Source organism: Marinobacter albus, assembly GCF_030238305.1.
Lineage (GTDB): Bacteria > Pseudomonadota > Gammaproteobacteria > Pseudomonadales > Oleiphilaceae > Marinobacter > Marinobacter albus.
In genome coordinates this window covers 250,949-270,489 of sequence record NZ_JASSQD010000003.1, presented here as the reverse complement: position 1 = coordinate 270,489, position 19,541 = coordinate 250,949, and the positions used below count along the sequence as shown (strand labels likewise).

At 57.3% G+C, this 19,541-nt stretch carries 18 protein-coding genes; 8 read left to right on the top strand and 10 right to left on the bottom strand.

The genetic code is table 11. The features are described 5' to 3' along the window. Positions 1-62 precede the first annotated feature (62 nt). Entirely contained in the window at positions 63-950 is an 888-nt protein-coding gene (locus tag QQF73_RS16065) for a branched-chain amino acid ABC transporter permease (RefSeq protein ID WP_219868355.1), read from the top strand. 2 nt (positions 951-952) lie between these two features. After that, positions 953-1,948, top strand: a complete 996-nt coding sequence (locus tag QQF73_RS16060; protein ID WP_218637394.1) for a branched-chain amino acid ABC transporter permease — start codon at positions 953-955, stop codon at positions 1,946-1,948. A gap of 69 nt (positions 1,949-2,017) precedes the next feature. On the opposite strand, the gene QQF73_RS16055 is transcribed toward QQF73_RS16060, so the two are convergent. Next, on the bottom strand, positions 2,018-2,827 hold the full coding sequence (locus tag QQF73_RS16055; RefSeq protein WP_219868354.1) for a bestrophin-like domain: 810 nt from the start codon (positions 2,825-2,827) through the stop codon (positions 2,018-2,020). A gap of 156 nt (positions 2,828-2,983) precedes the next feature. On the opposite strand from QQF73_RS16055, the gene QQF73_RS16050 reads away from it, so the two are divergent. From QQF73_RS16050 to QQF73_RS16040, 3 genes are all read left to right on the top strand, one after another. Next, complete coding sequence (locus tag QQF73_RS16050; RefSeq protein WP_285368834.1) at positions 2,984-3,880, top strand: hypothetical protein; 897 nt, start codon at positions 2,984-2,986, stop codon at positions 3,878-3,880. Between the two features lie 405 nt (positions 3,881-4,285). Then, positions 4,286-5,191, top strand: coding sequence for an efflux RND transporter periplasmic adaptor subunit (locus QQF73_RS16045; RefSeq protein WP_285368833.1), 906 nt, complete (start codon positions 4,286-4,288; stop codon positions 5,189-5,191). Next, positions 5,188-8,289: an efflux RND transporter permease subunit gene (locus tag QQF73_RS16040; protein WP_285368832.1), complete on the top strand. Its 3,102-nt coding sequence runs from the start codon at positions 5,188-5,190 to the stop codon at positions 8,287-8,289. Before QQF73_RS16045 ends, QQF73_RS16040 begins: the two co-directional genes overlap by 4 nt. Here QQF73_RS16040 and QQF73_RS16035 read toward each other — a convergent pair. Beyond that, entirely contained in the window at positions 8,286-9,911 is a 1,626-nt protein-coding gene (locus QQF73_RS16035; protein ID WP_285368831.1) for a phytoene desaturase family protein, read from the bottom strand. The genes QQF73_RS16040 and QQF73_RS16035 overlap by 4 nt on opposite strands. Positions 9,912-9,930: 19 nt before the next feature. Then, entirely contained in the window at positions 9,931-10,548 is a 618-nt protein-coding gene (locus QQF73_RS16030) for a TetR/AcrR family transcriptional regulator (protein ID WP_285368830.1), read from the bottom strand. A 150-nt stretch (positions 10,549-10,698) separates the two neighbouring features. Between QQF73_RS16030 and QQF73_RS16025 the strand changes: the two genes are divergently transcribed. Further along, positions 10,699-11,655: an adenosine deaminase gene (locus QQF73_RS16025; protein ID WP_285368829.1), complete on the top strand. Its 957-nt coding sequence runs from the start codon at positions 10,699-10,701 to the stop codon at positions 11,653-11,655. A 57-nt stretch (positions 11,656-11,712) separates the two neighbouring features. Then, entirely contained in the window at positions 11,713-12,333 is a 621-nt protein-coding gene (rrtA, locus tag QQF73_RS16020; protein ID WP_285368828.1) for a rhombosortase, read from the top strand. On the opposite strand, the gene QQF73_RS16015 is transcribed toward rrtA, so the two are convergent. After that, positions 12,290-12,913 carry a TIGR02466 family protein gene (locus tag QQF73_RS16015; RefSeq protein ID WP_285368827.1) on the bottom strand — a complete coding sequence of 208 codons (624 nt, stop codon included), beginning with the start codon at positions 12,911-12,913 and terminating at the stop codon, positions 12,290-12,292. The two genes, rrtA and QQF73_RS16015, sit on opposite strands and share 44 nt — an antisense overlap. Positions 12,914-13,083: 170 nt before the next feature. Between QQF73_RS16015 and QQF73_RS16010 the strand changes: the two genes are divergently transcribed. Next, complete coding sequence (locus QQF73_RS16010) at positions 13,084-15,354, top strand: choice-of-anchor Q domain-containing protein (RefSeq protein WP_285368826.1); 2,271 nt, start codon at positions 13,084-13,086, stop codon at positions 15,352-15,354. 170 nt (positions 15,355-15,524) lie between these two features. Here QQF73_RS16010 and QQF73_RS16005 read toward each other — a convergent pair whose 3' ends face one another. From QQF73_RS16005 to QQF73_RS15980, 6 genes are all read right to left on the bottom strand, one after another. Beyond that, on the bottom strand, positions 15,525-15,827 hold the full coding sequence (locus tag QQF73_RS16005; RefSeq protein WP_219868344.1) for a hypothetical protein: 303 nt from the start codon (positions 15,825-15,827) through the stop codon (positions 15,525-15,527). 269 nt (positions 15,828-16,096) lie between these two features. Continuing rightward, positions 16,097-16,879, bottom strand: coding sequence for a DUF5602 domain-containing protein (locus tag QQF73_RS16000; protein WP_285368823.1), 783 nt, complete (start codon positions 16,877-16,879; stop codon positions 16,097-16,099). A gap of 348 nt (positions 16,880-17,227) precedes the next feature. Continuing rightward, positions 17,228-17,560: a YnfA family protein gene (locus tag QQF73_RS15995; protein ID WP_285368822.1), complete on the bottom strand. Its 333-nt coding sequence runs from the start codon at positions 17,558-17,560 to the stop codon at positions 17,228-17,230. A 96-nt stretch (positions 17,561-17,656) separates the two neighbouring features. After that, entirely contained in the window at positions 17,657-17,983 is a 327-nt protein-coding gene (locus tag QQF73_RS15990) for a hypothetical protein (RefSeq protein WP_285368821.1), read from the bottom strand. 109 nt (positions 17,984-18,092) lie between these two features. Further along, positions 18,093-18,566 (bottom strand): DUF6998 domain-containing protein, encoded by a 474-nt coding sequence (locus QQF73_RS15985; protein WP_285368819.1) that lies wholly within the window; start codon positions 18,564-18,566, stop codon positions 18,093-18,095. Between the two features lie 83 nt (positions 18,567-18,649). Further along, positions 18,650-19,513, bottom strand: coding sequence for a CHAT domain-containing protein (locus QQF73_RS15980; RefSeq protein WP_285368817.1), 864 nt, complete (start codon positions 19,511-19,513; stop codon positions 18,650-18,652). Positions 19,514-19,541 lie beyond the last annotated feature (28 nt).

Here is a 19,541-nt window from a genome sequence, read left to right as displayed (position 1 = left end):
CCCCAGGAATCTGCAACGACGGTGTCAGGTAAACCGTCCGCGCTGCTTTTGGAGTTAGCAACATGTCCATGATTTTCGATGTCCCCCTTGCGGTGCTGTCTGGTCAGCTTCTGATCGGGGTCATTAACGGCGCTTTCTACGCGCTGTTGAGTCTCGGGTTGGCGGTTATTTTCGGTCTGCTCAAGATTATTAACTTTGCCCACGGGGCGATGTACATGCTCGGTGCAATGGCCACCGTCATCCTGTTCGACGTTCTGGGGGTCAACTACTGGGTCGCGCTGCTCCTGGCGCCACTACTGGTTGGTGTGGTCGGGGTGATCATCGAGTATTTCCTGCTCCGCCGCATAGCGGGCCAGGATCATATCTACAGTCTGTTGCTGACCTTCGGTATTGCCCTGCTGATTCAGGGCGTGCTGACCAACATCTACGGTGTGTCCGGCATGCGCTACTCCATGCCGGACCTGTTCAAGGGCGGGATGAACCTCGGCTTCATGTTCCTGCCGTATTATCGGGCCTGGGTCATCGTGATTGCCCTGCTGGTCTGCTTTGGCACCTGGTTCATGATTGAAAAGACCAAGCTTGGTGCCTACCTGCGTGCGGGCACCGAAGACGCCCAGCTCATGCAGGGCTTCGGGATCAACGTGCCGCTGCTGGTGAGCCTCACATACGGTTTTGGCGTCATGCTGGCTGCGTTCGCCGGGGTTCTGGCGGCACCGATCTACTCGGTCACGCCAGTAATGGGCTCCCACATCCTGATTACCGTGTTTGCGGTTGTCGTCATCGGCGGCATGGGCTCCATCGGGGGCGCGATCATTACCGGTATCCTGATGGGGGTTATCGAAGGGCTCACGAAAACCTTCTATCCGCCTGCCTCGTCCGCGGTGATCTTCCTGGTCATGGTGGTGGTTCTGATGTTCCGGCCTGCAGGCCTGTTTGGTAAGGAGGCGTAACCATGAGCCAGTCATTCAATCCGGCCGACATTCAAAAAGCTATTCTGGAACAGCAGAAGATCGAAGATCGCAAGAAAATGATGCTCAATGGCGTACTGGTCCTGCTTCTGGTGGCGGCGCCGTTTGTCATGTACCCGGTCTTCCTGATGAAGATCCTGTGCTTCGCGCTGTTCGCGGTGGCCTTCAACCTTCTATTCGGCTTCACTGGCCTGCTGTCCTTCGGCCACGCGGCGTTCCTGGCAACCGGGGGGTACACCACCGGGTACCTGCTGAGTAACTTTTCCGGTCTGACCACAGAAATGGGGATTCTCGCGGGTACGGCCCTTGCCACCTTGCTGGGCCTGGCGTTTGCCCTGCTGTCGATCCGTCGTCAGGGCATCTACTTCGCCATGGTCACCCTGGCGCTGGCCCAACTGGTGTTCTTCTTCTTCGTGCAGTCGGAGTTCACCGGCGGCGAGGATGGCATGCACGGCATCCCCCGTGGCCACCTGTTCGGCCTGATCAACCTCGAGAACAACCTGAACATGTACTACTTCGTGCTGGCGGTTTTCCTCGGGTGTTACCTGCTGGTTCAACGCATTGTCAGCAGTCCTTACGGTCAGGTACTCAAGTCGATCAAGCAGAACGAGCCCCGCGCCATATCTCTGGGCTACAACGTGAACCGTTACAAGGTGCTGGCCTTTGTGATCTCTGCCGCCCTGGCGGGCCTGGCCGGGTCAATGAAATCGGTGGTGTTCCAGTTGGCGTCGCTGAACGATGCCCATTGGCACATGTCGGGTGAAGTGATCCTGATGACCCTGGTCGGTGGTATGGGAACATTGCTCGGGCCTGTGGTTGGCGCCACCTTTGTGGTGAACGTCGAGTACCAGCTGTCCCAGGGCGCGTTGAGGGATTGGGTTGATCCGATCCTCGGCGGAATCTTCATTCTTACGGTGCTCGCGTTCCGCAGTGGTATCGTTGGCGAGATCCAGAAGTTTGTGAAGAAGAATCTGGGCTAGGAGCTGGGCTCCGACCACCGGGAAAGCCGCTATTCGTAGCGGCTTTTTTTATGGGAATTCCGGTGCCTGTCAGTCGTCCTGGAGTGTATTCCTCTCGAAATCGGCATCCATGCTCTGCTGCAGATCAATCAGTGGTTGCTGGTTTATGGTGATCAAACCGCCACGGCCGCGGTCTAGATCGAGGAGCAGGGTAATAACGGCGCCCAGCACAACAATCATCACGACAGCGGTGGGTGGGCTGCGGCGACCGGTCAGGCCGGCACTGTAACCGACCATGCTGAGGGTCAGCACCGAACTGATCAGCAGGAGTATAAAGATAGTCGCGGGGAGCCGCCCGTAGATACCGGCTGTCACCCGTGATTCATGTATGTCTATCATCTCGTTCAGCGCATCAATATAGAGTGACAGAACCACGGATTCGGGCATTGAATGGGCAAGTGTCTCGGCAATGGTCCAGAGTTCCTCGTGCAGTTCCAGTGACCGCGCGATCCTTTGCGGAACATCCTGCGGGTGGTCCGCAAGGACCCGGAGTGGGGCGTATTCACGAAGCAGGCTCCGGCTTTTCGCAGCCTCCGCGTCAGGCAGGAAGCCGGCCCGCAGATAGGCGGTTCCGATCATGTTCGCTTCGGTAACAATCATGCCCCGGCGGGTGTCGAAACGATCCGAGGCCATGCCCATGGTGACCGCAAGCAGGAAGGCAAGCAGGCCAAGGAGCGAACCGACGAGCATTTGGGTGGGGCCCTCCTTGTTTCCGGGAGTACGAAACTGCCACCAGCGACCGATCCGGTAGCCGCACTCGGCAATCACGGCGCCACCCAGCACGAAAACGATAAAGATTTCCCCGATTGAAAGTGAGTCCAACCATGCCTGGTAGCTCATTTTTTGTCCGCTCCCTGCCGATTCCAATGAGTATAGTCATCTTTGATCAGCCGGCAGGCCAAGTTTGGGGGCGTTTTCAGGTCGTGGACGCCCGGCAACGGCTGGTCTAATCTTTTCATACCTCTTGTGGGGCCCCAGGGTCGGGGAGGCCGCTCCGTGAAGACGTTATCCGAATCCTTTCGAACGCTGAGCATACTGGTGCTGGCGGCGTCTATTTTCTATTTTGGCTACGCCGTGCTCCGAAGCGCCGACCGGATATCCGAGGGCCTTCAAAAGGCATCCGGGATTGCCGAGTCGCTTAAGCCCGCGGTTGAGCTGGCGCCGGAATTTCTCAACGAGTCGGAACAATTGAGATTCCTGGCCCGGGATGCCCTCAAAGAAACGGAGGCGGTTCGATTGCTGGTGCCCTCCGTGTTGAAGGAATCCGAGGCGATCCGGAACACTCTGCCCCAGGTTATCCAACAGGCAGACCTGTTGAGGCAGGAATCGATAAATATTCGCTCTGAGGTGGCCGCAGTTAGGTCCCTCATGCCCCAAGTCCTCGCGGAACTCGAAGCCTACAGGGCCATCATTCCGTCCGTGCTGGAGGAAAGCCAGAATATCCGCCGGACCATTCCCCCGACCCTCGACCGGGTCGAAAAGATAGTGGCGGATGCGAACGAGATTGCCTCCAGTGCCGGCGAAAAAACGTTTACCAACGTCATTACCGGCATAATCAAGGCACCAATCAACCTGCTCGGAAATGCGGCCCAGATGTTGGTACCTTCGGACGTCAGGCTGTCGGACGAAGATCGCGCCAGGCTTGAGAGTCGGCTGCAGACCTTTCTGAATACGGCAGAGGTTGGCAATTCGGAGGAGTTTGTGACCTCCGATGGTTCGATCACTGGTCGATTTGAATTGGTTTCGGATTCGTTCGAGGGCGGCGAATCCTGCCGGATGGTCGCGCTCAATAGTTTCAGGAAAGGTCAACTGCTAAGGCACCAGGATCTGCAGATTTGCCGGAATGACGAGGGCAGGTGGTACCTGAAAAACATGGATGAAAGCCGGAAGTGAACTGGACGATGTTTCCTCAGGCCAGATAAAACTGGCGTCTTATCCCAACATCCACGCTTTTTCGGGTCTATCGACTAATCTAGGGGTAATTCTGTGAGTTCTCGCGGCATGTGACTGCATCAAAGAGGGAAGGGAATCGATGTCCAGCTCTTTTGCTCGAAAGGAACGCGTTCAGCATCTTCCGGTTTTTGTCCTGGCCTTGAGCCTGATTGTGGGATGCTCTGAGCCCTCCGAGCCACCGCAGGCCGAGCCGCCGTCAGTATCCGTGGTGGTGGTCGAGGATTCGGAAGTGCGGCCTTCCCGTGAATTCGTGGCGAGAACCGCCGCCTCCGCGAAAGCCGACATCACCGCTCGTATTGAAGCCGAAATCCGCGAGATTCTGTTTGAGGAGGGCGCCGGGGCCAGGTGCTGTTCCGTCTCGAGGACACCACGGCCAGCGCCAGTCTCAAACAGGCGGAGGCGGAGTTGGCTGCCGCCAGGGCAGAGGTGGAATCGGCCACCAAGAACCTCCGGCGCGGCGAGGAGGTGGCCGGCAAGGGATTTCTGTCCGATGCGGACCTGGATAAGCTGAAGGATCGGTTCAATGCCGCCCAGAGCCAGCTTCAGTCGGCGGAAGCTGCGGTAGACAAAGCCAGAACCAATCTCGATTACGCAGAAATCCGCGCGCCTTTTGATGGCTGGATCGGCAAGCTCAACTTTGACGTGGGTGCGGTGGTGAATCCCTCGAGCGGGCCGATCACCGAAGTGTTGGTCACCGATCCCATCTACGTTCAGTTCGAGGTTAATGAGGCGGATTATGTCTCGTACCGCCGGGCCAACTCCGGCTCGACGCGGGACATTGCCAGTCAGTTGTCGTTGTCACTCACACTGCCTGATGGTGAAAGCTATGGCCAGAACGGGGTTCTGGATTTTGCCGATGTCCGGACCGACAACAGCACCGGCACGGTAGCCATGCGCGCCGTTTTCCCGAATCCGGGCGCGATCCTGCTCCCCGGTTTGTATGTGACCCTGTTGATTGAAGGCCAGTCTGGTGAAGTTCAGGCTCTCGTCCCCCAGATGGCGATCCAGGAGACCATTGAGGGCAAGTTCGTGCTGTTGGTGAGCGACGAGCAGCAGGTTGCCCAGCGCTTTGTGACAACCGGCCCCCGGCGGGGCGCGATGATGGTGGTGGAAAGTGGCCTGGAGGCCGGAGACCGGGTGATCGTGGAGGGACTGCAGAAGGTCCGGTCGGGAATCACCGTGAATCCGGTCCAGAAATGGATCGATCCGCAAACCGGCGCGCTCAGGGAGACCGAAGAGGCTGAACAATGATCAGCAGCGTCTTCATCCAGCGTCCGAAATTCGCGTTTGTCATCTCGATTCTCATTACCCTGGCAGGCTTGCTGGCGCTGCGGCTACTCCCCGTCAATATGTACCCGGACATGGCGCCGCCGCAGATCCAGGTGACCGCCACGTTGCCGGGCGCCAGTGCCCAAGTGGTGGAAGAGGCCGTGACCCGCCCCATCGAGCAGCAGCTCAACGGCGTGGAGGACATGATCTACATCGAGTCCACGGCCTCGAGCGAAGGCACGGCGACCATCACGCTGACCTTCGAGAGCGGCACCGACACGGATATCGCCCAGGTCAACGTTCAGAACCGGGTTGCGCTGGCGGAACCCTTTCTGCCCGATGAGGTCCGGCGACAGGGCGTGGTAGTCAGCAAGCAGTCCGGCAACATGTTGCTGGGGATCAACCTGACGTCCGAGCGGCCGGACCTGGACGGCATTTTCCTCAGCAACTACGCCTCCAATAACCTGGTGGAAACCCTGGGACGGGTCCCCGGCGTGGCGTCAGCGGAGGTCATGGGCGCCAAGGACTACAGCATGCGGATCTGGCTTGATCCCCGGCGCATGGCCTCACTGGATGTCACGGTGACCGAGGTGGCCGCTGCGATCCAGGAGCAGAACCAGATCGTGGCGGCGGGCAAGCTGGGGCAGGCCCCGGTGCCCGAGGGGCAGCAGTTTGTCTACACCATCCAGAGCAAGGAGCGGCTGTCGGACCCCGAGGAATTCGGCCAGATGATTATCCGGGCGAGGCCGGGTGGCGGTTTCCTGCGGCTGCGGGATGTCGGGCGAATAGAGCTGGGGTCCCGCTCCTACACATCCACTGCGAAACTGAACAATCAGGATACCGCCTTCGTGGTGATCTACCAGCTACCGGACGCTAATGCCCTGGATGTCGCGGAGCAGGTGAAGCAGGTGGTGAATGAGGCGGCCACCACCTTCCCGGACGGTGTCTCCCACGCCATCCTGTACGACACCACGGAATTCATTACCCGGTCCATTGACGAAGTCATCGTCACGCTCTTTCAGGCAGTCGGCCTGGTGATCCTGGTGGTCTTCCTGTTTCTGCAGAACTGGCGGGCCACGCTCATCCCATCCATCGCGATTCCCGTCTCCCTGATTGGTACCTTCGCCGTGATGGCGGTGTTCGGCTACTCCATCAACACCATCACTCTGTTCGGCCTGGTGCTGGCGATCGGGATCGTGGTCGACGACGCCATCGTGGTCATTGAGAATGTCGAGCGCATTCTGCAGGAAGAGCAGTTGCCGATACGGGACGCGGTCACCAAGGCCATGGAGGAAGTAACCGGGCCGGTGATCGCAACCACTCTGGTGCTGCTGGCGGTGTTCGTGCCCGTGGGCTTTATGCCTGGCATTACCGGCAAGCTATATCAGCAGTTCTCGGTGACCATTTCCGTGGCTGTGATCATCTCGTCCGTGAATGCCCTGACGCTGAGCCCCGCGCTCTGTGTCTCGCTGCTGGGCGGGGGCAATCAGTCCATTCGCTGGCTCCGGCCTTTTGAAAAGGCGATTACGCTGGGCACGCGGGGCTATTCGAAGGTGGTCGGCCGCCTGCTGCGCAAGAGTGCCCTGGTGGGTGTCGCGCTGGTTGTGGTTCTTGCGGGCACGGTGGGCCTGTTCAAGTCGGTACCATCGGCGTTCGTGCCGCCGGAGGATCAGGGCTTCCTGTTTGTCGACGTGCAGCTGCCGGATGCATCGTCCCTGGAGCGGACCGATGCGGTGCTGGCCAAGGTAACCGACATGGTGCTGGAGGATCCCGCCGTAACCGATTTCATTTCGGTCTCCGGGTTTTCTCTGCTGGGTGGCAGCGGCTCCAACAACGGTCTCGGCATCGCGATGCTCAAGGACTGGGAAGAACGTGAGGCCCCGGAGCTCGGGCTCCGGGCGATCGTGCCCCGTCTGTATTCGGGGCTCTGGGCGGTCTCCGAGGCCCAGGTCATGGTGTTCAACCCGCCCCCGATCCCAGGTCTGGGAACCTCATCGGGCTTCGATTTCCGGCTGCAGGATAACCTTGGGCGGGATGTGTCTGAACTGGCGCAGGTGATGAACGGCCTCATCTTCGAGGCCAACCAGCGCAATGAGCTTTCGCGGGTTTACAGCACCTATCGCGCGAATATTCCCCAGTACCTGTTGGAAGTGGACCGCAACAAGGCCAAGGCGCTGGGCATCCAGTTGTCGGATATTTTCTCGACCCTGCAGACCCAATTGGGGTCGCTGTATGTGAACGACTTTACCCGCTTCGGCAAGAACTACCGGGTGCTGTTGCAGGCGGAGGGGGAGTTCCGGCAGCGGCCTGAGGACCTGTCCTTCTATTACGTTCGCAACCGTGACGGGGACATGGTGCCCCTGACCACGCTGGCTTCATTGCGGCCGGTACTCGGGCCCTCCAGCATCCAGCATTTCAACCTGAAACGGTCGGTGACGATATCCGGCGAGGCCGCCGCCGGCTTTGCCAGTGGCGATGCCATCGGCACAATGGAGGCGCTCGCGTCGAGCCTGCCACAGGGGTACGAATTCAGCTGGGCGGGGCAGAGTCTGCAGGAAATCCAGGCCGGGAACCTGGCCGTGGTCATCTTCCTGCTGGCCATCGTCTTCGTCTACCTGTTCCTGGTGGCCCAGTATGAAAGCTGGAGTCTTCCGATTGCGGTCATCGGCGCCGTGCCCATGGCCATCTTTGGTGCCCTGGCGGGGCTCTGGCTGGTGGGCCTTGCCAACAACATCTACGCCCAGGTCGGGCTGGTCCTGCTGGTGGGGCTGTCGACCAAGACCGCGATCCTGATCGTGGAATTCGCCATGCAGCTCAGGCAGTCGGGGCTGAGTGCCGAAGAAGCCGCCAACAAGGCCGCCGTCCTGCGTTTCCGGGCGGTGCTGATGACGGCGTTGTCTTTCGTGCTCGGCGTGCTGCCGCTGGTGCTGGCCAGCGGGGCAGGGGCGGCCAGCCGCATCAGCCTCGGTATTACCGTGCTGAGCGGCATGGTGATGGCGACCATCCTCGGTACACTCCTTGTCCCGGTTTTCTACAAATGGATCCAGTCGTTGCGGGACCGGCGGTCACGAGCCTCCTAGCCGACAAACATCCTCTTGGCCAGTGGCAGTCCTTTCAGGCCACTGACGGCAATGGTGGTCAGCAGGCCGCCGATCATGGCGCCTACCACGCCGCAGGTCATCACATCCTGACCAGTCAGGTAGAGGCCGGGAATGCGGGTCTTCGGCTTCAGCCAGTCCTGCTCGAAACGGTCCGGAGTGTGGTTGAGACCATAGATCTCGCCCGCGCTGTAGCGGCAGAAGTAGTCGGTGGACAGGGGCGTCGACAACTCGTAGTAATCCACCTTGCCTTCCAGGTGCGGGAATTTCTCGTACAGTTTCTTCAGCAGACGCTGGGCATAGGCCTCTTTCTCGGCCTCGTAATCCTCACCCCGCTTGCCCCAGGGTTTGTCGGCCCACTGCGCGTACCACTCGTAGGGTCCGGGAGCGACGATTTCGATGGTCGCGCGTCCGGGATAGCGCTCTTCAAAGCTCGGGTCCTTGGCCGAGGGGAAGGAGATGTAGGTCAGCGGAATGTCGGCGGTCTCGGGTGAGGCCATGAAATCGCTGAGGTTTTTCTCGTAGTCCGGGCCGGGGTAAATCCAGTAGTTGGTCCTGGGCAGTTTCAGGTTCTCCGCCGTATCCTTCAGGCCGATGTACAGGCAATTGCTGGCCATGGAGCGCTCGACCGTTTGCAGCTTCTGCTGGTAGTAGTCTTTCTCCGGCGCCGAGTCCGGCAGCAGCTTTCCGAAGGTATTGAACACGCCGGCGTTGCTGATCACCAGTGGCGCCCGCACCTCTTCGCCATCCGCCATGCGAACGCCCACGGCCTTGCCCTTGTCGATCAGGATTTCCGTGACATCCGCGTAGGTGAACACTTCCCCGCCACCGTGCTGGATGACCGGAATGATGGTCTTCGCCATCTCCGACGCCCCACCAATGGGGTAGTAACCGCCATACAGGTAGTGCCGGGCGATCAGGGCGTGGATGATGAAGCTGGATTCAGCCGGTGGCAGGCCGTTGTCGCCCCACTGTCCCGCCAGCACGGCAATCAGCTCCTGGTTGCTGGTCAGGCTTTCCAGCACTTCCCGGGTCGGCTTGTTGAGGAAGTCCGGTGCGGCCTTGCCGACCAGTTTCCGTAAGGGGCCGGCAGCAAGGTCCGGTAACACCTTGCCCACCACCAAGCCGGGCATGGCCTTGGCAACCTGGCGCAGGTAACCCAGGTAGGTGTCGATGGCCTGTTCCTCGCCGGGGAACGCCTGCTTCAGTTCCGCCTTGAAGGCGTCCGGCCCGGCCACCAGATCGACGTGGCGGTCGCCGAGAAAGATCCGGTCGTAATGGTCGTCCATCGGGGCCCACTTCAGCTGGCCATCGGTGATGTGGTCGAACAGCCGCTTGCTCAGGGTGTGGTCCGCGCCCATGTCGCCGATGTAGTGCACGCCCACATCCCATTCGTAGCCATTGCGATCGTAACTGTGGGTGAATCCGCCGGCCGTGTAGTGCTGCTCGAACACCACCACTTTCTTGCCGAGCTTGCTCATGCAGGCTGCGGCGGTGAGGCCGCCAATGCCTGAGCCGATGACAATGGCGTCGTAGGGGCCATCGAGGCGATTGGCGCGATAACGGCGACCGACTCGGATGGTGCTGGGTTTGGGGCTGCTCATAGTGCGGGTCCTTGCGTGTTTATTGTTGGGCGCTGTTTCTGGAACCGTCCAGCAGGAGGGTGAGGACCCCCTCAGCCAATTGCGGTTCCGCCTCGGCCACCGGTAAATGGCCATCGATCGTGAGTTGGGACAGCCCATGCACCAGCGACCAGGCCGCGGCCGTCATCAGTGTCAGCGGCATAGGCTTCAGGTAACCGACGTGCTGAGCCCGGGCGATGGTGTCTTCCAGTACCTGGAAAGCGCCCTTTCCGGCTGCGTCCAGGCGCGGATGAATGCCCCGGGGCAACACCCGCCCGCCAAACATCAGCCGATACAGGTTGGGTTCGTCCTGGGCAAAGGATACGTACACCAGGCCGATATCAATCAATGCCTGCCGCGGGTTGGATGAGTCTATCGCCAGCAGTCGCTCGCGCAGCGCCTCGAAACCGGTGACCGCGAGCTCGGCGAGCAGACTTTCGCGATCAATGAAATGCCGGTAGAGGGCCGGTGCGCTGACCCCCAGCTGCTTGGCGAGGGCGCGGAGACTGATGGCGGTATCGCCATGCTCACGAACGATCTCCAAGGCCTGTTGATGGGCCTCTTGCCGAAGGTCGCCGTGGTGGTAAGGCGCTGGCCGGGTTGTGGTTGTCTGGCTCATAGAGTTAACGCTGATAACAATGTTAACGGCGATAACATCACGAAGGGACGTTGGGTGTCAATACCCATATTTTCTTCGTTCCGTTCGAGGCTGCGAGAAGGATAATCAGCTAAGGTGAAATCACACCCTCCGAAAGTGACAGTGACCGCTATGTTTCTTGACCTTAACGCCCTGAAAAAAGCCGAACTGCATATTCATCTGGAAGGCAGCCTCGAGCCGGAGCTGATGTTCCGTCTTGCTGAACGCAATGGCATCAAGCTTCGCTATGGCAGTGTCGAGGCCCTGCGCAAGGCCTATGATTTTGGCAACCTTCAGGACTTCCTGGACCTGTATTACAGTGGCGCGCAGGTCCTTTTGCAGGAAGAGGACTTCTACGACCTGACCCGTGCCTACCTTGAGAAGTGCCGCGCGCAGAACGTGACCCATGTTGAGCCATTCTTCGATCCCCAGACCCACACGGACAGGGGCGTTGATATGGCGACGGTGGTAAACGGAATCACCCGGGCCCTGAAAGAGGCGAATGCCGAGTGGGGGCTGAGTTATGGACTGATCCTGTGCTTTCTGCGGCACCTCAGCGAGGATGAGGCCGAGCGAACCCTGGATGCGGCGCTGCCATTTAGGGACCACTTTATCGGGGTGGGGCTCGACAGCAGTGAAATGGGCCACCCGCCCTCCAAGTTCAAGCACGTGTTCGCCCGGGCTCGTGAACTGGGCCTGCTTCCCGTGGCCCACGCCGGTGAGGAAGGCCCGCCCGAGTACATCTGGCAGGCGCTGGACGAACTCGGTGTCGTGCGGGTCGATCATGGTGTTCGCGCAACCGAAGACCCGGCCCTGATCGAACGCCTGCGCAAGGACCAGATTCCGCTCACGGTTTGTCCGCTGTCCAACATCCGCCTGAAGGTATACGACAGCCTCAAGCAGCACCCGATCCTGGACCTGCTGGAGGACGGGCTGAAGGTGACCGTCAATTCCGACGACCCTGCCTACTTCGGGGGCTACATGACGGAAAACTTCGAGGCATTGCGGAAGGATTTGGGCATGACGGACAATCAGGCTCAACGGCTTGCTCAAAATGGTTTTGATGCGGCGCTGGTACACACTTCTTGAATTGCACTCACGGTAAGCCTGACCGGCGGCGGGTGATCGATATATGATGGCACCTGAATGAATTCAAGGGTGCTGTTCTTGCTGTCCATGTTTCGAAACCTGCCTCTGGTTCCCATCTCAATCAGTGCCTTGATCGTGCTGGTCTGGCTGTTGCCTGTTGATCAGTGGCTTGAATACCACCGGGCGCTTATCGGGCAGGGGCAGTTGTGGCGGCTACTGACTGCCAACCTGGCTCACATTGACGGCTCCCACCTGCTATTTAATCTGGCCGGGCTGTGGCTGATGGCCTGGTGGTTCGGCAGTGCGCTGTCTCAACTCAAGTGGCTGGTGGTGACGCTGGCTTGTGGCCTGGCCGTGACCGGCGGGCTGTTTCTCTTTTACCCCGATCCCCTCTGGTACAGAGGCTTTTCCGGCGTTTTGTATGGCCTCTTTGCGGCCGGCTCGGTGTTTATGATCAGCACTCACCGTTGGCTCGCTCTCGCTGGGCTGGCGCTCGTGGTGATCAAACTGGTGGGCGATGCGTCGGGGTGGCCCGTTGTGGGCAGCGAGCCGATGCATGACTTCCGGGTGGTCCACCAGGCCCACCATCTTGGCTTCATTATGGGGGCACTGGTGGCTGTTCTCTGGTCCCGGGTCAGCGGGCAATTTGGGTCAGGTTTTCTCCGAACCGAAAGTTGAACGCCATGCTGATGCGGGAGCGTTCGTTGTAGTGGGGCGCGACCATGTGCAGCAGGTAACCCGGAAACACATACATGGTGCCGATCTTCGGGGTATAGCTAACCGTGGGTGCCGGGCGGTAGGGCGCACCCACCGGGATCGGGTCAAAGAACATGATATCGCCCGGGCATATGCCCGCATTTTCTTCGGTCGGGTTCTCATCGACATCAATATACAGGCAGCCGCTCCACTCGCAGGGCAGGTGGGCGTGGGGCGCGTTCCAGGCACCGAAATCGTTGATGTTTGCCCAGAGTGACGACAGGAAAATCTCCGTTTCCGGTGGCTTGCGCTCGGCGTGCAGTGCCAGCCGGCTGCCCACCTGAAAGATTTGCTCCGTCAGCCACTGCATGACCGGCTCTTTCGATTGATGCAGGGAGTCACCGGAATGCCATCCGCGCTGGTTAGAGCGCTGGATACCATCGGTATCTTCGTCCCGCATTTTCTCCAAATACTGTCGAATCTCTTCGGACCGGGCTCGCACTTCTGGAAGCTGGACTTCAAGAATGGGGACACCGAAATGGTGACGGTTCTCAGCTTTCATGACAATTTCACATTGTTTCACAAAATAGGAATAAAAAAGCGGGGTAATATTTGCCCTGCGAATAAAGGATTCTAAGCCTACCTTTCTTACGATTGCCAGTGGAACAGGCGATTTACTGAAGCGGCTGGTCAGGAATCAGGACGATAAACCAATAGCATTAGGGACAAGCAATGACTGACCTCAGCAAGGCCAAGCCGGTACTGAAGCCGCTGGTCGCAATGATTGCATTGGCGAATGCGCAGATGGCGTTTGGGTGTGCGGATGTGGTGGTGAATGCGGTTTCTGATCCCGGAAACTCGCCGGATCTGACCACCTTTGAAGAAGCGCTCGTTGAAACCAATTTGTGTGGTTCTATCACCATTGATGAGTCGCTGGCGAGCGAAACGCTGAGCTGGGACACCACCAATATTGTACTGGCGACCAAGTCTCTGACGATTACTGGCCCCTCCACTGGCTTGGCAACCATCGCTGCTGGGCAGTACCAGTATGCGAATGTTCAGGAAAACGCATCGCTTAGTTTGCGTAACCTCCGTTTCGTTCCCAGCCCAGACCTTACCCGTGAAGTCTCTTTGATTCAGGTGGGTACGGGTAGTGGCTCGCTGAATCTCGAGAATACCGAGTTCGAAGGAATTGATTCCAGTGATTGGCGTGGTGGTGGTGGCGTAATCAAAAACGCCGGCCAGTTAATGATCAGCGATAGTAAGTTCTCTGACAATAGCGTCACCGGAAATGGCGGTGCAATACACAATCGTGGCGTGGCTGAAATTCGCAACAGTCTTTTCTCGGGTAATCGAGCTGGCGCCCGTGGCGGCGCGATCGAATCCTGGGATGCGGACTTAACCATCGAAGACTCTGTTTTCGAAAATAACCAGACCTTAACCGACAGCAATAGTGGCATCGCTGGCGGTGCCATCAGCACAGCCGGTGAGTTCGGTGTGGGCACCACAACCATCCGTCGGTCAGAGTTTCGCGGCAACCAGGCCCGAAACTACGGCGGCGCTATTTATCAAAGCACTGGTGAAACCCTGCTGATAGAAGACACGGTTTTTGAGGACAATCATGTGGTTGCGGCGTCGAACGAGTTTGGCACCGGCTTTAATGCTGAGGCCCATGGTGGTGCCGTCGCCGTGGATCGCTCAACCGGGGTATTGATTCGGCGCTCCAGCTTCGTGAATAACACGGCCAACAATTACGGTGGTGCCCTGTACATTGGTCGCAGTGGTCGTGGTGGTACGGTAACGGTCGAGGATTCCACATTTGATGGAAACCAGGCTGTTATCAGCTCTTCGGAAAGTACTTTGGGGCTGGGGGGCGCGGTGTATGCTGACTCGCCTACTGGCGATCCTGTTAGTGTTTCTCTTGTGCGATCTACTCTGTCGGGTAATACGGCAGCGGGAGCCGGCGCCGGATTTTATGGCGCAGGGACGGACCTGATAGCTGAAGTTGTATCTTCCACCATGGACGGCAATATCTCGGCATACGGTGGCGGTGCCATGCACTTTTTCAACATCAATGGAACTCCGGTTTCCGTGCGCCACAGCACCATTACCAACAATCAGGTGACGGGTGATCAGACCTATAACGCGGCCGCTTTGTATGCTGACAATTCTGCTGGTATTGAAATTTCTCACACGGTGATTGCGGGCAACACTCAGGCTGGAGTTGGTACGGGCAATATCTGTGTTAGCGAAACCTCGGTGTCAGTACAGCCAAACCTTTATTACAGCTTCTGGGACGACACAACGAACAACGATACCAGCTGTAACCCGCCATCAGCAGATGCCTCCAACATCCTGAACGAAGCGGATCCCGGTTTAGGGGAACTGGCGGATAACGGAGGCTATACACTCACTCGTTACCCCGCGACGGATTCGCCGCTTCGAGATGCCGGAGATCCCAATATTGTCGATGGGCCAGTAGCGGACCAGCGAGGCAGTGCCCGTATCATCAATGGGGTGGTAGATATTGGTGCTGTGGAATCGGGTAATCTGTCGCCGGTTGCCTCCGCTATAGACGCTCTTGAAGTAACCGAGGGAGTGCCTTTCTCTGTTGATGCAAGCTCAGCATTCAGCGATCCGGAGGGCTACCAGCTAAGTTACGCGATCGACGGCGAGCCGGAGGGTGTCGTTATTGATGAGACCAGTGGCGTGATTTCCGGTTCGGTAGAGGTTGTGGGTGACTACGCGGTCACCGTCAAAGTGACGGATTTCTATGGCCTTTCGGCAGATACAAGCTTCGTGCTTACAGTGGTGTCCGCTGAAGGGGACAGTTCTTCTGGTGGAGAAAGCAACTCCTCAAACGACGGGAGCGACTCCTCTCCAGCCGGAGATGATACCGTCATTGCGGATAGTACCTCCTCCGGCGGCGGTGGCTCCTTCGGGGTTGTCCTGGGATTGCTGGCCCCGTTGGCCATCTGGCGGCGGTTGCGTCGGAAGGCCTGATTGGCGCCCGACTCATAACGCGAAGCAAAAACCCCGGCCAAGACCGGGGTTTTTGCTTTCGATCGTCGTTAATGCGCTTTGCTTCAATCAAACCTCTGCAAATCCCGGATAGCTGTACTGCTGTGGCTTTTTAACCGGTGACGACATCACCCTGGTTCAGGAAACAAGAATCAGTACGCGGAATCGCCACCGCCCTCTTCGTAGCGAAGTTTGGAAGCGCGCATGAGCTCGGTACCCTCGCGGGTCATCTCGCGTCCTTCCTCGACCATGCGTTCGCCCTCACGAATCCGTTCCTGACCACTCCTGATCCGCTCCTCGCCCTTTTCCACCAACGACTCGCCCTTTGACCACTGAGCTCCGACTTCCCTCAACGCCATGCCTTCGTCCTCAATCTGCTCACCGTAGGTCGGTTCGCGAAACGCCGCGCAGGCTGCCAGCCCATTAACGACGGCAGCCAGAAGCAGTACATTCATTATTCTTTTCATCTTGTAGCCCTCTCTGATCAATCAAGCAAAGTCGGACTACTAACCGACGCCCACGCGCCGTGGGCTTACGATATTCAGACATCTCAAAAGCACGTTAAGTTCCACCCGGTATCGAGGATGTGTCACCGCACGGTGCGCAGAGGCGCGGTACATAACCAACAAACCCCTGCATTAGGCCGGGGTTTGTTGGATTCCACTCGCAAAGTGCCGGGCTTTCTTCTTCAGCCCCATCTCCTCCTTCGTTAAGGCGCTTTGCTTCACTCAAACCTCTGCAAATCCCGGATCGCGATCCGGTACTCGCCTTTGCCGGCGTCGTAACCGATCTGGTAAGTCCCCGGATACCAGCCCGGATAGCTGTATCGCTGTGGCTTTTTAACCGGTGACGACATCTCCGGCAGTGACTGGAGGTAAGCCAGGGACACCATCGGTTCCACAAACATCAACTCACCCTTGTAGTAACCGTAAATGAAGTTGTGGCTGAACGCTTCCCCCTGGAATTCGGCACCGGCCGGATCCAGGCCGTGCATCCCCATTCTCTCGACAGCGGCATCAGGCGGGATCACATAGCCCTCGGGCACGAGTTGAGGATCCGGTGCCGCCATCGCCAGTTCACGGCCCTCGCCGTGGAACGTGATCGCCTCCTGCTCGTCCGTTCCGATCAGGTAGAAATGCACATCAAAATGGGGCAGGTCGTAAACGCCCTCGGGAGGGTGCCCGGCTGGATTCCAGTCAAGAACGACATGGTCGTATCCCGTCATCGGGGCGCCATCCGGCATGGGTAATGAGAACTCCCAAACTTGTTGCTCGGCGCTGGCTTCCGGCAGCCCTTCCAGGGCGTCCCTGGTCATTAGTACCGTTACGGATTCAGGCTCGTTCTCGGCGTTTAGCGCCAAAACCACGCGCGCGGAGCCGTTTCCGACCACTACGGGTTCCCCCGTAAAAACCTGGGGTTCGGCGGCGATCGCAGCGCCCGAAAGAACCAGCAGTGCCGACAAGCCGATGGACCGGGCAGGGCGGAACGGAACAAGAGCAGGTTTCATGGCATCTCTCCTCAATAACGGTCGCCGTTCGCACACATCGACGGCCGGCATGGTTCGGGAACCATCGCCCATCGGGCTAACGCAAAGGAGATCACAAGTGGCAGGCGGGGCTGACAGCAGGAAACACGCATCCTGTCGGCACGCTTGGTCTCACTACCACCAGAATGGGATTTGGCTGGATTTGATTAATATATCACCAGATTCTGAGGCGGGGAGAGCATTTTTATAGCTCTTGACCTGCCAGGCGTTCAGCCACCAGTAAGCCATTACCGCCAGACATCCTGCAGGTACACATAACGCCCGCATAAACGGCGACTTTTACATGTTTATGCGGAGGAAAAGCCCTGGTTATGTGGTGCGCGGTGCAAACATGATGATTGCCATGCCCATCAGGGCGACGGCCGAACCAATCAAGTCCCAGGCGGTTGGACGAATACCGTCGACGGCCCATAGCCAGAGTATTGCCATGAAGATATACACGCCACCATACGCCGCATAGACCCTGCCGGCAGCGGTAGGGTGCAGTGACAGCAACCACGCAAACGCCGCGAGACTCAGCGCACCTGGCACCAGAAGCCAGATCGTTTTGCCCTCGCGAAGCCAAAGGTAAGGTAAATAACAGCCGACAATTTCTGCCAACGCGGTAACGAGGAAAAGGCCAACGGTTTTCAATTCAGGCAAAAGAACTTACTCCTTGGAAGTAACACATAACGCCTGGGCTCAGCCGCCGGTTTGGGACGGCAGCAGAAACTCGGTCGGCTGCACCCCTGGTTATGTTCACTGCGGTTTGCCATATTCTTCGAAGGACTGCTCAGCGCCAAATTCGACCTTGTAGTCCACATACTGAGAAATGTGGAGCTCATCAGTCTCAAATTTTTCTCGCTCTTCCAACGCCTTCACGGATGGCCACCGTTCAACTCCAATGTAGTCCCATTCACTATCACTTATTGTACAGTCGATCATCGAGATCGCCTTCATTCCCAGAGCATCAAGATTAGCCCGATCACGAACCATGAATTGTCTTTGTTCTTCCTCAGAAAGCTGGAAAAACGCAGGCTTCATCTTGGCGAAAAATAGCCTGACAATAGGCGTTTCTTTCTTCATTCGGAAATTTCCATGCAGTGTGAAACAGAAACATAACGCCAGCCGGCATGCGCGGCTGCGGAATGTAGGCAAAGCCGCAATGAAGTAGGCGTCGCCTTGAATGGTCTGGTTAGCTGCACACGGCTTCCTTGATAGATTGAACCCTTGGGTCAATTAAAATGGGCCCTTTAAGGATCAAAATGTGAGCATTCACATGTTTACGGTATGAAGCATACTCTCCCACAACCTCGTGTGGGATCAACAATGCCTCAATGATGTTAAAACGCTCGTCGTAAATCACTGCTGCAAGCACGTCGAAATCTTTCTCGGCGTATTTTCTGATTGCACTAAGCTGGCGTGAATTATTTGTGGGTGTAACACGACGGCCTTTTATCTGAACGCGCAGACCATCTTTACCTACACCGTCATATCCCGCTTTGGAGTTTGCTTGAAGTTCAAGGTTTAAAGCCCTCGCCACTAGCCACTCCGTATAATCGCCAAGTGGGTTGTTCTGAGTTCTGACTACCCCTCTGGCTTTCAGCTCATTGGTCGCAGATACCTGCAACTGCAAAAGCTCTTTGACTGATAGATCAGTGAGCTGCACTCGCACTCCTATTCTTCTAACGCTTCGAATAAACCGCCAATTTGGGAGCGGCAGCGAGTGAATTGGTCGGCTTAATTCGCTGGTTAAGCATTCTCTTGCCCAATGGCCTCTTCATAGCTGATCGGGAGCCGGTCAAGAATTTCGGGGAGTTGATCTACAAAGAAATATCGATTTCGGAAGAACTCAAAGTCGTCTTCTGGATTAGATAGAACTTTTTTGACTTGGGTTCTTGCCCACTTTATCCCATGCCTTGCAACATTGGGGTTTTGAAGAACTCTGCTCGTAAGATATTCGATTCTTTTCCTTTTTCCCTTCCCACGACAATAATCTTGATAATATTTCTTGAAAGCTTCTGAAAAAAATGCCCGAGCACCTAAAAATCTAAACTTCTGATCATCATTGCTTATTTTGCTATTCATAGCATCTATGGCTTTGTCGCCATCTTGGCTAGCAAAAAGTTCCGAGTAAAAATTGCCAAAAGCATCTTTAATAGTTCCTGCATCCAACTCGGTCTCTGATCCGACCACAGCAAAAAACGGAGCGGCATCAACTTGTGTGGCAGTGTCTATCAGATAGGCACCGTTGCATGCACCTACGACCACAAGAAGATTAAGTCGTGTTGCAAGATTGAGCTTGATAAGTTCAGACTTGAGTTCGGCCCAAGAGAGAACAACCCCGTCTGCCATGACCAGACCATCGGTACTCCCGTGACATTCGATGTGGAGTACCGGAATGATTGCGTCCCGAATAACCTCTTCCGTGAGTTTTCTTAAACAGTTCAGAAATTGCTCAGAATTATCTACTTGAACTAGTTCGGCTGAAAGCTGAGGAAACCTTGCATTGATATGCATTAACTGATCATCGAACAAGCTCTTGCCTGTTTTCATCTCTCCTTCAGGAAGAGATTCGATTACAACGATCTTGTTATATTGGGCCTCAGCCTTCATAACTTCACCTATGTTTAACGCCTAAAGC

Excerpts from the sequence above, each read along its gene's own strand:
- QQF73_RS16065 (WP_219868355.1), top strand. The coding sequence starts at position 63 with ATGTCCATGATTTTCGATGTCCCCCTTGCGGTGCTGTCTGGTCAGCTT.
- QQF73_RS16060 (WP_218637394.1), top strand. The coding sequence starts at position 953 with ATGAGCCAGTCATTCAATCCGGCCGACATTCAAAAAGCTATTCTGGAA.
- QQF73_RS16055 (WP_219868354.1), bottom strand. The coding sequence starts at position 2,827 with ATGAGCTACCAGGCATGGTTGGACTCACTTTCAATCGGGGAAATCTTT.
- QQF73_RS16040 (WP_285368832.1), top strand. The coding sequence starts at position 5,188 with ATGATCAGCAGCGTCTTCATCCAGCGTCCGAAATTCGCGTTTGTCATC.
- QQF73_RS16035 (WP_285368831.1), bottom strand. The coding sequence starts at position 9,911 with ATGAGCAGCCCCAAACCCAGCACCATCCGAGTCGGTCGCCGTTATCGC.
- QQF73_RS16030 (WP_285368830.1), bottom strand. The coding sequence starts at position 10,548 with ATGAGCCAGACAACCACAACCCGGCCAGCGCCTTACCACCACGGCGAC.
- QQF73_RS16025 (WP_285368829.1), top strand. The coding sequence starts at position 10,699 with ATGTTTCTTGACCTTAACGCCCTGAAAAAAGCCGAACTGCATATTCAT.
- rrtA (WP_285368828.1), top strand. The coding sequence starts at position 11,713 with ATGAATTCAAGGGTGCTGTTCTTGCTGTCCATGTTTCGAAACCTGCCT.
- QQF73_RS16015 (WP_285368827.1), bottom strand. The coding sequence starts at position 12,913 with ATGAAAGCTGAGAACCGTCACCATTTCGGTGTCCCCATTCTTGAAGTC.
- QQF73_RS16010 (WP_285368826.1), top strand. The coding sequence starts at position 13,084 with ATGACTGACCTCAGCAAGGCCAAGCCGGTACTGAAGCCGCTGGTCGCA.
- QQF73_RS16005 (WP_219868344.1), bottom strand. The coding sequence starts at position 15,827 with ATGAATGTACTGCTTCTGGCTGCCGTCGTTAATGGGCTGGCAGCCTGC.
- QQF73_RS16000 (WP_285368823.1), bottom strand. The coding sequence starts at position 16,879 with ATGAAACCTGCTCTTGTTCCGTTCCGCCCTGCCCGGTCCATCGGCTTG.
- QQF73_RS15990 (WP_285368821.1), bottom strand. The coding sequence starts at position 17,983 with ATGAAGAAAGAAACGCCTATTGTCAGGCTATTTTTCGCCAAGATGAAG.
- QQF73_RS15980 (WP_285368817.1), bottom strand. The coding sequence starts at position 19,513 with ATGAAGGCTGAGGCCCAATATAACAAGATCGTTGTAATCGAATCTCTT.